At 39.6% G+C, this 12,353-nt stretch carries 14 protein-coding genes; 7 read left to right on the top strand and 7 right to left on the bottom strand.

Features of this window, described 5'->3' with window-relative positions:
- Window positions 1–42: 42 nt before the first annotated feature.
- The 6 genes from rpmF (at window position 43) to acpP (ending at window position 4,739) form a co-directional block, all read left to right on the top strand.
- On the top strand, window positions 43–300 hold the full coding sequence (rpmF, locus tag VHO47_03165) for a 50S ribosomal protein L32 (GenBank protein ID HEX2978094.1): 258 nt from the start codon (window positions 43–45) through the stop codon (window positions 298–300).
- Window positions 301–333: 33 nt separating this feature from the next.
- Window positions 334–1,380, top strand: coding sequence for a phosphate acyltransferase PlsX (gene plsX, locus VHO47_03160; GenBank protein HEX2978093.1), 1,047 nt, complete (start codon window positions 334–336; stop codon window positions 1,378–1,380).
- Window positions 1,381–1,445: 65 nt separating this feature from the next.
- Entirely contained in the window at window positions 1,446–2,117 is a 672-nt protein-coding gene (locus VHO47_03155; protein ID HEX2978092.1) for a tetratricopeptide repeat protein, read from the top strand.
- Window positions 2,114–3,517 (top strand): glutamate--tRNA ligase, encoded by a 1,404-nt coding sequence (gene gltX, locus VHO47_03150; GenBank protein ID HEX2978091.1) that lies wholly within the window; start codon window positions 2,114–2,116, stop codon window positions 3,515–3,517. The genes VHO47_03155 and gltX overlap by 4 nt, the downstream gene beginning before the upstream one ends.
- 27 nt (window positions 3,518–3,544) lie before the next feature.
- A complete protein-coding gene (locus VHO47_03145; protein ID HEX2978090.1) occupies window positions 3,545–4,459 on the top strand; it encodes an ACP S-malonyltransferase in 915 nt (304 codons plus the stop codon).
- A gap of 28 nt (window positions 4,460–4,487) precedes the next feature.
- Window positions 4,488–4,739: an acyl carrier protein gene (gene acpP / locus VHO47_03140; GenBank protein ID HEX2978089.1), complete on the top strand. Its 252-nt coding sequence runs from the start codon at window positions 4,488–4,490 to the stop codon at window positions 4,737–4,739.
- 23 nt (window positions 4,740–4,762) lie between these two features.
- Here acpP and VHO47_03135 read toward each other — a convergent pair whose 3' ends face one another.
- The 7 genes from VHO47_03135 to VHO47_03105 all read right to left on the bottom strand — a co-directional run bounded on the left by VHO47_03135 (window position 4,763) and on the right by VHO47_03105 (window position 11,413).
- Entirely contained in the window at window positions 4,763–5,515 is a 753-nt protein-coding gene (locus tag VHO47_03135; protein HEX2978088.1) for a M48 family metalloprotease, read from the bottom strand.
- Between the two features lie 18 nt (window positions 5,516–5,533).
- Window positions 5,534–6,277: a hypothetical protein gene (locus VHO47_03130; GenBank protein HEX2978087.1), complete on the bottom strand. Its 744-nt coding sequence runs from the start codon at window positions 6,275–6,277 to the stop codon at window positions 5,534–5,536.
- A gap of 26 nt (window positions 6,278–6,303) precedes the next feature.
- Window positions 6,304–7,047 (bottom strand): hypothetical protein, encoded by a 744-nt coding sequence (locus VHO47_03125; GenBank protein ID HEX2978086.1) that lies wholly within the window; start codon window positions 7,045–7,047, stop codon window positions 6,304–6,306.
- A gap of 22 nt (window positions 7,048–7,069) precedes the next feature.
- A complete protein-coding gene (locus tag VHO47_03120; GenBank protein ID HEX2978085.1) occupies window positions 7,070–7,807 on the bottom strand; it encodes a M48 family metalloprotease in 738 nt (245 codons plus the stop codon).
- A 128-nt stretch (window positions 7,808–7,935) separates the two neighbouring features.
- A complete protein-coding gene (locus VHO47_03115; GenBank protein ID HEX2978084.1) occupies window positions 7,936–8,652 on the bottom strand; it encodes a hypothetical protein in 717 nt (238 codons plus the stop codon).
- A 148-nt stretch (window positions 8,653–8,800) separates the two neighbouring features.
- Window positions 8,801–9,073, bottom strand: coding sequence for a hypothetical protein (locus VHO47_03110; protein ID HEX2978083.1), 273 nt, complete (start codon window positions 9,071–9,073; stop codon window positions 8,801–8,803).
- A gap of 780 nt (window positions 9,074–9,853) precedes the next feature.
- A complete protein-coding gene (locus tag VHO47_03105) occupies window positions 9,854–11,413 on the bottom strand; it encodes a hypothetical protein (GenBank protein ID HEX2978082.1) in 1,560 nt (519 codons plus the stop codon).
- A gap of 132 nt (window positions 11,414–11,545) precedes the next feature.
- On the opposite strand from VHO47_03105, the gene VHO47_03100 reads away from it, so the two are divergent.
- Window positions 11,546–12,337 (top strand): undecaprenyl-diphosphate phosphatase, encoded by a 792-nt coding sequence (locus tag VHO47_03100; GenBank protein HEX2978081.1) that lies wholly within the window; start codon window positions 11,546–11,548, stop codon window positions 12,335–12,337.
- Window positions 12,338–12,353: the final 16 nt, after the last annotated feature.

Here is a 12,353-nt window from a genome sequence, read left to right as displayed (position 1 = left end):
ATTAAAAATTGCTAATTATTAACTACATGTTGGAGTTTTCGTATGCCAGTACCAAAACGTAAGCGGTCCCGAGCGCGCCGCGATTCTAGATTTGCAAATAAAGGTCTCAAGGTTAAAGCGATTACCACCTGCAAACAATGCAATGAGCCACTTTCTCCGCACGTCGCGTGCAAGAGCTGCGGTTTCTATAAAGGTGTTAAAGTTATTGCTACCAAAAATGAGCGTGGTGTAAAGCGACAAGAAATTCGCGCTAAACAAAAGACGCAACAAGCTGGCAGCGAGCCTCAAGCTGCAGAATAATATTCAGACAGCCAAAGCTTGTTAGTTAAACCTATGATAGCATTAGATGCGATGGGGGGCGATTTTGCTCCCCATGCAATTGTCTCTGGCGGATTGCTTGCTGCTCGCAAGGGAATTAAAATTGGGCTTTACGGAGACCAAGATCGTATTCTCGAGAGCCTTGATAAGCAAGATAGTGACTGGAAAAAATTACCCATTTCAATTATCCACTGTTCTCAAACCATCGAAATGGAAGATGAGCCATCTTCTGCAATTTTGCGCAAAAAAGATGCTTCCTTGGTCGTCGCATTGAACGATGTAGCAAAAGGTAAAGCATATGCGTTTGTTTCTGCTGGAAATACGGGTGCTTGCTTAGTAGGCGGCATGCTTATTATTGGCAAAACGGACGGCATATTGCGGCCGGCAATCGGTGAATTTATACCTGCACTTCATGGATCGGTTTTCTTTATCGATCTTGGTGCAAATGTCGACTGCAAGCCGGATCATTTAAAGCAATTTGCCATCATGGGCGATGTGTACGTTAAGCTCAAGAAAAATATTGCTTCGCCTCGTGTTGCGCTCCTTTCAAATGGTGCTGAACGAACAAAAGGCAATAAAGCTGTTTTAGAGGCGCACGAGCTTTTGGCTTCTTCAGGATTAAATTTTATTGGCAATCGCGAACCGCATGATATTTTACATGGCGAAGTGGACGTCGTAGTTTGTGATGGATTTGCGGGCAATATTATGCTGAAATCTCTCGAAGGAATGCTTTCATTAATTCCTAAGGTCGTAGATCGTGAATGTAGAAAAACATGGATCGGTCGCTGCTTGGGTTTCTTGGGAAGTCGTTTGCTCAAGAGATTAAAAAGAAATGTCGCCCGTGTGCAAAAAGGTGGCGCGCTTCTTCTAGGTGTTCGCAAACCGATTATTATTGCTCATGGTGCATCGCAAGCATCTGCTATCGAAGATGCGCTCATTTATGCGCATACGATTCATCAAACACGCTTTGTTGATCGTTTTAACGAGTCGGTCGGATCGATGTTAAACAATTCTTCAATACTACAAACATCTCTTGAGGCGCCGTCTATTTCTGAGCGTTGAGAGTTTTTGTGTCCTATGCTACGTTGTGCCTAATTCATTTTTATTATTTTGAGTAAGGAGAAATTATGGAACTATCATCATATCTCTCAGTTGATTTCTGGCTCACCCATGGGGAGCGTTATAAAAATTATTTAATGGCCGCCGGTATTGCTTTAGCAATTATTATTGCAGGCTCATTTTATTGGTATACATCGTACACAAGAAAGCAAGAGCTCGCGGTTTCTACGCTTTCCGATATTTTTCATGATGCTGCTCGAGCACAGCAGAATAGTGAATTGTGGGCCGAAGTAGAAATGGCTGCTCGTACCGGTTATAAACAGTTTGGCTCAACCAAATCTGCGCCATATTTTTTGGCATTGCAGGCTGAATCACTTCTACAGATGGGAAGAAGAGACGAATCGCTTGCGATGATGGAAGAGGTCATTAAGCAGCTAAACTCGCGTTCGCCACTTTATTATGTGTATGCAATCAAACAAGCGCGCATGATGCTTGATACTCAAGATGCAAAGATGCAGCAAAATGGTTTGGCAAAACTTGAACTGATAGCTCAAGCAAAAGATAATAAGCAAGCTGATGAAGCATTGTATTATATTGGCCAGTATTACGCGGCTCTTGGCAATTCAGTTTCTGCTAAAGCTGCTTTTGAAAAAGTATTTGAAATAACAAAAAATCAAGCATCCGATTATCCATCTCCTTGGGTTAAATTGGCGCAAGAAGCTGTGCAGGAGCTTGCATGAAGCGAATTCGAGTACGATTTGCACCTTCTCCGACAGGGCATTTGCATATTGGTGGTTTACGTACTGCTCTTTTTAATTGGCTTTTTGCGCGGCACAATAACGGCGATTTTCTATTGCGTATAGAAGATACCGATATTGAACGTTCAAAAACCGAATTTACCGATTCGATTCTTGAATCTCTGGAATGGACATCAATTGAAAGTGATGAACCATTGGTTATTCAAACGAAACGAATGGCTATTTATAAAGAAAAAATTCAATGGCTTTTGCAGCATGAAAAAGCATACCGCTGTTTTTGCGCAGCGGCCCCAATGCGTAGCGAAGATGATTATTTCAAGTATGATGGCAAATGCCGCTTGAGAAAACCGGAAGCGGGCGACCAAAACCTGCCTCATGTCGTTCGCATTAAATTACCGCTGGAACAGAAAACAATAGAATTTGATGATATTATTCGCGGACCGATTGTTTTTGAAACAACGCAATTAGATGATTTTATTATTGCACGAACCGATGGAACGCCGATTTATAATTTTGTCGTTGTTGTTGATGATGCGCTAATGAATATCTCGCATATTATTCGCGGCGAAGATCATATTTCAAATACGCCAAAACAAATTGTGCTTTATAATGCGTTTGGTTTTGATGTGCCGCATTTTGCACATTTACCGCTCATTTTGGGGCCATCAGGTGCACGTTTAAGTAAAAGAGATGCGGCAACGGCAGTAACCGATTATAAAAAAAATGGTTATCTGGCAGATGCGCTTTGTAATTATTTAGTGCGTCTTGGTTGGGCTCATGGCGATCAAGAAATTTTTACGCGTGAGCAATTAGTTTCGCTCTTTACGCTCGATGGCGTTGGTAAAAAAGCTGCTATTTTCGATCAAGCAAAACTTGATTGGGTAAATAGCATGTATCTTAAAGAGCTCGATGCCAAAAAGATTTTATCTTTTATCACCCGCGATGTAGAAGCCGGTTTTGTTGCAGCACTTTCTGATTGGAATGAAGCAACGATTTTGAAAGCTGTTGATCTTTATAAAGGGCGCGTTAAAACAATGCGTGAACTGGTTGATGAAATAAATGGATTTTATCATGCGACCGCGCGTGCTACCAATGAAGAGGTGCAGCAATTTGGTACAGCACAAGCAGCGCTTCTTTTGAAAGATTTTAATGCGGCAGTTAGTGCAATGACGGTAGTTGATAGCTCTGTCGTTGGGGAGATTGCAAAACGACTGGCTGCAGAGCGCGGCATCAAATTAGTTGAACTTGCGCAGCCGATTCGATTAGCTTTAACGGGTAAAGTACATGGGCCCGGTGCATTCGATATCGTTGCACTTTTGGGTAAACAAGAGAGTTGCAAACGCTTGGAACGCTTTATAAACGAGTATGGTACTCGCGTTTAGCAAACTACATTCTAGGGGAACGCGCAGATGAAAATTGGCATGCTGTTTCCAGATTATGGGAGCCAATATGTTGGCATGGGAAAAGAGCTTTATGATACTTCTCGCATTATGCAGGAGTATTTTGAAGAAGCTTCTACGTGTCTAAATATTAATTTTGTTAAACTTTGTTTCGCTTCTTCTGAGCAAGAACTTGCTCAAATTGATCACGCTTATACGTCCGTTTTTCTTTTGAGTTGTGCGATTTCATCGCTTTTAAAAGAAAGAGGAATCTCAGCGCACGCTGTTTCTGGTTATGGAATTGGTCAATGGAGTGCATTGCACGCAGCTGGTAGCTTAAGTTTGCCAGACGGGCTTTATTTTCTTTCAAAATATGCACAATTCTATCATGAACTTTTAACAACGTTAGAACCGCGCATTTTAGAGCAAGAAGGGATGGAGGCAGTTAAAGTTCGTGAATTATGCACAGAATATAAACACGCTTCAATAAGCGCTTACCATACCCCGAATAAACTTCGCGTATCCGGTTTAAAAGATGAGATGATTGGTGTTGAAGATCAGCTCAAAGAACAAGATGCTCAGACCGATGATGTTTCTGTTTTTGCAGGGCTCCATAGTCCATTAATGAAACCGGTACAAGATCATTTGCGTACTTATTTGGAGAAGATAGATTTTCACGATTTGCAAATCCCGTTGATTTCAACGATCGATGGAAGTTCGCTTTTAAGTGGCAACCAAGCGCGCGAAAAAATTATGGAACAAATCGTTAACCCCATTCGTTGGGACAAAGTAATTAGTTCTATAGCCGGTTGGGATTTAATTATTTATGTCGGGCCGGGCGATTCACCCCAGAAAATCGTGCGTGACTATTATCCAGAAAAGCGGCATATTGCGATAAATAGTTTGATTGACGTTGAAAATCTTTTGGTATTAATTAAAAAATAGCTACAGCCTCAATTTATTGTGGAGCATTATGGCAAACTTTGATTCTCAAGATACTTATCAAAAAATGGTAATGATTATTTCTGATGTTTTACATGTTGATAAACAAAAAGTTACCCGCGATACTTCATTAGAACAGCTAGGCGCAGATTCGCTTGATAAATTAGAAATAGTTATGAAGCTTGAAGAAGAGTTTGGTATAGAGATTGAAGATCAAGAAGCTGCCAAAATCGATTCTATTAACGAGGCGGTAGAAAAAATTAATGAGATGCGCACCAAATAGTAGCACATCGCATTTTTAAAAATTTATGCAGTTTTTAATGCAGCGTAGATTTCTTGAGCAAGTGCTAATCGTTCACTATTTTTTGGATGTGAAATTCCGCGATTTTCTCCGCTTGCTCTTATCGTCTCATTCATAAAAGTAATATACGCATGTGCATATTCGGGCGCCGTTAATGCAGCATGAATATCTGCTCGTATTTCTTTAAAGCGACCGTAAATGTTTCTGGGAAAATTAACGGTATTTTTATGTGCAATATTATTTTTTTCCATTGCATCATTAATCGTATAAGTTGTTGAGTTATCTTTAAAATGCATATGCGCAAATTCGTGTGCAAGTACAAATTGCTGAGCCTCATGCGAAAGTGCATTAAACAATTTTGTGTTGATATATAAAATAGAATCGGTTGCCATAGCGTGTGAGTCCTCGTCGGTGATCGCGATAGTTACCGATTGCGGATTTATTTTGCAATCAACCATAGTTTTATGAATCAATTCTAAAATAGCTTTTGGCAATTTTGCAGGTTGCGCGATGTCCGATTCTTTATAATCTTTGCTATTTTGGAGGTAAAGGGCATCAACTTTTGATTTTGTCAGCCCGATGGATGCAAGCGCGTTCCATGTATTTTTTTCTTGGTCAATTATCATTTGATGATAATAGTCGACAGGATTATTTTTGGGCGCGTTTGAAACTGTGTTTTTTTGCAAAACAACGACGCCCAGAGCAACTAATCCAAGTAGCGCTATTATTGTTACTATTTTTTTGTAATTTTTTAACATGGGCTAAACCTTTATTCTTTAAGCGGTTTGCATAGATGCATAAATTTCTTTGGCCATTGCAACACGATTTTTAAAGAGCGGATGAGATGTTTCTTCATCATCATATGGTTCTGTTTCTTTGCCCATTTTTGAAAACTCGATATATCCTTGTGCATACTCAGGGCCTGTGAGCGCTGCTTTAACGTCTGCGCGCCATTCTATAAAGCGAGAAAATTCGTTCAGCGGGTAATCACTTCTTGGAGATTCCCAGTCGAGTTTTTGATTCGATAAATTATCTATGGCGGCTTTGCAGAAACAATCCTTGTGCAGTATGTGCTGCGCCTCATGGCCTAATACGAATTTTTGTGCATTTTCTGTAAGCGAATGTAACTCTTTTTCATTAATAAAAAGTGTATCCTCTTCAACTTCAGCAGGCGAATGGCTATCAATAGGTTGTATTGAGATTGAATCCGGATTTATTCCGAAAGAACTTAATACTTCTTTTGCCAACTTAATCGTCTTTGGAGAAAGCTTTTGGCTGATGCAATTTTTTTTCGCATGCGTTTTATTATACTGCTTTTCAATTGGAATAATTTCTGCAAGGCATTCATCTTTATTAACGCCTACCGTTGCCAATGAATCCCAAGCCTTTTTTTCAAAGGTAGCAAGTTGTTCATTGAATTTATTCACAGGCTTTTCATCTATTGGTGTCGCCAAATAGAGGCCTGCTGCTATGAGAATGCATGTAATAATAACTATGAAAGCTTGGTGTATATTTTTCATTGCTGCCTCCATTTGTTGCTAAGCTGTTATGCTTGCGCAACTTCCGAATAAATTTCTTTAGCTAATGCAAGGCGTTCGCTATCCAGAGGATGAGTCGTGCCTGGATTGAAATAATCTTCATCAACCATCGATTGAACAAATTCTAAATATCCTTCAGCAAACTCTTTACCTTTAAGTGCAGAATTTACATCGGCGCGCCATTCGCAGAAACGAGAATAACAATTTGAAGGGTCGTTAACTTCATCTCGTTCATAACTCACATTTTTGTCTTTCATTACATTCGTGAGCGCCCATTTGTTCAGATAATCTTTATGGATCATATGCTGAGCTTCATGGCCAAGAATAAAATGCTGTACGTTTTTTGAATAACTTTTGAGCAATTTTTCATTGATATATAAAACAGTTTCTGTCGCAGCAGCAGGAGATTCCATATCTGTTGCAACTACTAATATATTTTTTGTATCAATTCCACATGATGATAAAATGCTTAAAGCGAAATCTTTAGTTTCTTGAGAAACTGTACCGCTGCTCTTGGTTTCTTTCTGCTGCTTTAAAAGAGCTGGCTCTAGTTGGTTCGCCTTGCTCTCAAGCGTTTCTTTTTCTATATCAACTGAGGTAAGAGCATTCCATGTTTGCTGTTCTTGGTGCGCAACATATTGATGTGCGTATTCAATAGGATTTGGCTTATATATTTTTTTGCAAAGCATATAAGTTGCAGCTGTTAAAATTGGTAGCGTCAGTAATATTATTTTTTTATTAAATATTTTCATTTTTTATCCGCATCTTTTTTAATTAAGCTGTTTGCATAGCTGAATAAATTTCTTGTGCCAGCGCCAAACGTGTTTCGTGTTTTGGATGAGTTGTGCCGGGATTTGATTTATTGTTTTTCACCCATAATTCTGCACGATCTTGGTAACCCTTTGCATAATCTTTTCCAAGTAACGCTGCCAATATGTCTGCCCGATTTTCAAAGAATCTTGATAATTGATTCACTGGGCAATCTATTGATGTATAATCCAAGGATTTGTCTTTTACTTCTTCCATAATGATATCTTTAACGAGGCTATCTTTATGGATAATATGTTGCGCTTCATGAGCAATTACGAATTTTTGAGCATGAATCGGTAGACTTTCAAATAGCGTTGGATTAATAGCTATTGAGTCATTATTTGCACCAGCTGCGCAAGGCGCATCATTAATAACTATGAGAGAAATAGTTTCGGGGTTTATTCCACAAACTCTAAGTACTTCATTAACTATTGCGCGCGTGTTTTCCGAAAGTGTTTTATCGACAGTTGGGCTCTCTTCATTCCTCAACACGATCTCAATTTTTTGTGCTTTTTTATAGCAATTGTCTTTTGAGATTCCTAATGATTCAATTGCGCGCCACGCGTTTTGTTCTTCGAGGGCTAGTTGACCAAGAGTGCTGACTGATCGATTCGTTTGTGTATAATTTCTATACGCAAGCAAGGATCCAATCCCTATAGCAGCTAAGAACATAAGAAGGATGATTCTTTTGTTTACTACCATTTTTTTACTCCATCTTTAATCAAAATATATTTCTATTATTAAATATAACCTATTTAAGGTTTTTGTCTAGTACATTCTTTATATAAAACTAAGGTAGAATTGGTAACTCTCTATAAGAAATGGCGTTGTTAGAAAGCTGCTAAGATTTCTCTCCCGAGATTTAGTCGTTCACTATTCTTTGGGTGGGTTATTCCATCAGTATCGCCTTCTAGAGCGAGCAGTTCCTCGATGAAAGCGACATAACCCTGGGCATATTCTTTGCTGAAGATAGCTGCTTTAACATCGGCTCGAAGCTCGGTAAAGCGCAAATAGGTATAAAGGGCTCCATCGTGCCTGATTTCATTAAGCTTGCCATTTTTTACAGCATTAGTTAAAAAGTGGCAGAAAGAGTTGTCTTTATAAATAATATGCTGCATTTCGTGGGCTACCAAAAAAAGCTGAGCCTTGGTGGAATACCGGAAAAAATATTCTTTATTAATAAAGATGGCAAAATCGCGTGCAGTGATGGCAAAAGGGTTATTTGAACCCACAATGCTTATCGATCGGGGGTTTATGCCAAAATCGTTCATAACGCGGTAAATGAGGGTTAGTGTCTCTTGAGGTAGGTCGATTTTTGGCGAATCAAAGATCGTTTGATAATTCTGCGCTTCTTTCAAGTAGGGAACTTGGATCGAATTTCTATAAATACCGATAGCTTCAAACCGTTTCCAGCAATAGTTTTCTTGCGCCAGGAGCTTTTGATCATAATGATTTAATGGGTCAACATGCTCCGTGTATAAAGGTAGGGAAGTAAGTGGTAGAAGAATTCCCAAGAGATTGGGCAATAAGCGCTTTAAAATAGCCATTTGAGCCTCCATTAATCTCCATTATAATAGCAGAGGATCAAACGTCAAATAGGCTCTCTATAAAAAATGCCAGCACTGGAGCAAAAAAAATGCCCCTTTGAGCATCCATAAGAAAGCTTAAAGGGGCAAACTTAATTAAACTAACGAATTACTGTTCGTAAGTTTGACCGACCATAAGCTTTGGAGCTTCAGTAGCGCAGTCAGAAGGACATTCCCAAGAATAAGAAACGTGCTTAGTTCTTTGAGCAGGTTCTTCAACGCGAACGTAGCGAACGCAGCAAGGAGCTTGTGGGCAAGCTTCTTCAACTACGCGTTCAGCGCAGCAACGTTTTTTTGGGCAAGTGTTACAACCATAACGTGCATCTGCTTCGAATGCGAACAATGCAGCAACTGCTAGAGCAGCTAGTACGAGCTTCTTCATATGCTCTCCTTTAATAAGGGTTAATATTGCTTAGTGTTTGTAGGTTAATCCTACATACTTATTACCATTTTCATACAAACTGAATATAAAATGCAATAATTAAAAGTATAAAATGTGTCAAATAGAAAATATATTAAAGACGATTGGGGTTCTTTTCGCGTGAGTTTCTTCCTGAATTTCCCTGAAAAATGCCAATAATCCTTTGTTTTTTCCATGAGGCTAAAAGTTTTAAGGCATGTAGAGGAGAACTCTTTGAATTGTATAAAAGTTGCCTGAACCACCTCGGGATTAACTACTTTTGTTTAAATGTGGGTGGTGGCGAGATTGGGCAGGAATGGCAGAGATTCGGTGGATAATGGGAAGTTTATGTCCGGAAACTGGCAATTTTTAAATAGGCTCAAAAACGAGTTGATAATTATTGGTTTGAAGAGTTTAAGAAATTTTTACATACGCTGATTAAAGCAAATGATTACGACGGAATGCGGACATTGCTCGAAAACAATCTTTAAAGCGGAAAAAAGAGATCAAGAGGAATCTCAAGCACATTTTACTGAAAATGGAAAAGCGATAAACGTGCCCTTGGAAAGCGTTCGTTTTTGCGCAACTACAACTTGATTTATGCAAAATTCTTTATTAAGAACTCAAACGAATGCGTGATACTATTCAATCAAAGCAGCAAAAAATAAAAATAGTTGTTAGTAGAGCTTTTATAATCTAAAAAGAATTAATAAAAAAAGCCCGGAAAAACTCCGGGCTTTTTTTTCAGTATAAGAACGATCTTTAAATGAAGGTGAATCCGCCTTTTATCCAAACGCCCCATTGATCAAATGCGCGACCATTGCTTCCTGAGATCTCAACCTCCCCGCCAATTCCCAAGAATGGTAGATAGTCGCAGTTTTCCCAAGTGTAACCAAAGTGCGTGAAGAATTTGTTTGAATATGCACCAGGATTTGCAGCAGAATCTGGGTCGATACTATCGTTCGTGATTGTTACCGGACTGCTAGCATCTGCTGTTGGTGGTTGAAACGTACCGTTGATCATTGTAAGGCTTTGTGTATTATTTCCAGCACCAGGAACAGGAGCAGTTGGAGTTAAACCTTGCAATCCATAGGTTCCGTTCGGAATATCTTGCGTGATCGCGATTTTATCTTTTGAAATTCCCCACACGTTGTAACCAACGTCGATCGTCCAGCTTTTATGTTTATAATCAAACATTAATGCCGCATCGCCGTGAATATCGTTTTGTACTTTGCATTCAAGGGTTAAAATATTTGCACCAAACACTACTTCGTTTTGATAAGTGCCATTCAAGAAACGCTTAAACAGCAGATAACGACTACCTATGCCGTTGTTCTTTAAATCAAATGTACGATTTTGGCGTGCATAAAATACGTGATAAGCGTTTCCTTCAAAATACATCCCAAACGATTGATCGCAACCGTTGTTCCAGAGTTCATAATGGGCAGAGAGGCCAGCGCCAAATTCAACATGATGTCCGTTACCAAAAACCGGTTCAAAAAGAAACTCGCCGTTGGGTCTATTTCCTGTTGGCGCAATAAGAGCAAGTTGAACGCTTAAATGAGAACAATCTGAGCGCCAGAAATTATAACCAAGCAAGAACGTTAAATCTGCAACGCCCGCTTTAGATTTTTTACCATCAACCTTGGCATTATTTAAACCTTGGCGCAAATGCGGCAAGCTTGGATCGGTTACGCCGCCTTTCCATGCTTCGATAATGCTATTAAGTGGGGATGGTTGTACCGCAGGATTTCCAAAGGTATTTGCAGGAAAGCCGGGCGATCCTGTATTAGTAACAATTTCTTCAAGCCCTAGATCCCAGCTTGTCCAACCGAACGGAACGTCTACGCGAAAATAAAGGCCACATATCAATTCATCAAGGCCTAAGTAGAGGTTCATATCAAAAATAAAATTACGCACTAAGGGATGCGCTGAAACGGTCCCAAAAAAGTTAGGATTTAAAAGAAAATTTTGTGCAAATACATCGGTGCTTGCGCCTGCAGGATCTGGCATTCCGGTTATTGTTGTTTTAGCTGGGCCGAATGTCATAGTATCGGTGCCATTAAAGAATAAGAATTCTCCAATTTTCTTACCGCGGAATGTTTGGCCATATTCGCCAATAAATGCGATGCTTCCATTCAAGCAATCAAGATCTGGTAAATAAAGATGGTGCGCTTGCCCTGCCATCCAACGAGCCTCATTTGATCCTTGAGAACGTTGGCGGTAGAACGATTTGCCAAAAACGGTGCTCATATCTGCGTAAATGCTAGGAACTGCTACGAAAGCGAGAGCGCAGAGCAGCCTTTTAAGATGATGCTTCATATAAACTCCTTAATAAAAATCAAAACCAAGCTAACGCTACTATTTTTGATTTTTTTCGTCAATGCAGTTTGCGCTTGCCCAGCGGTTATTTATACTTGGAAGAAATTCTCATCTCAGCAGAAAGTAGTTTCGATGATACTTGGTTTTCTTATTATCAGTTTTTGCGCTGTATTACTTGAAATGCTTCCGATTAGTAGCTCGACGCATATTGCGATGCTTACGAATGAATTGCAAGCTCACGGCTTCTTTATTTATAACGAGGAATTGCTCAAAGCGCTCGATTTTTTATTGCATGGCCCAACGGTTATAGTGCTCATTTTATTTTTTTTCAATCGCTGGAAATTATTGCCGTACTATTTTTTAAAAAATCGTTACTCATTTTTAAACTATTTAATATGCGGATTTATAGCAGAGTTGGTAACGCTGCTCTTTTTTATTTTTTTTGAATATACCGGGATGAGCTGGTGGCCGCGGTGGATCGGATTTTTATTAACAGCGGTTGCATTGCTCAGCGATCGCTTATTGGGGCCCCAAGAAGAATCGGTTGCATGGAATAAAATAAATGCTTTTGCGCTGGGCGTTGCTCAAGGGATTGCGTTTTTGCCAGGCGTTTCTCGATTTGGGTTAACATTTGCCGCAGCTCGTTGGTGCGGCTTTTCTTTACGTCATGCATTCGAGCTTTCTTTTTTGATTGAATTTCCAATAAGTTGCGCAGCCACGGTAAAAGGATTTTACGATATGCACAAACTCCACGCGCTCAATCTCTTGAATTGGCAATGGCAATTGACTATGGTGATAGCGATAGTAGTTGCGGTTGCTCTTTTATTTCTCATCAGAAAAATAATAATGGCTCGCAAATGGTGGTTATTTGGTTGGTATGCCGCAATCTTAGCGGCAGTTACATGGTTGGATGACCATCCATAAATATTAAGTAAAGGGG

The sequence above is a fragment of the Candidatus Babeliales bacterium genome (assembly GCA_036260945.1).
Lineage (GTDB): Bacteria > Babelota > Babeliae > Babelales > JACPOV01 > JACPOV01.
Note: the sequence above shows the minus strand (reverse complement) of the source record. Positions and strands in the feature narration are given on the sequence as shown.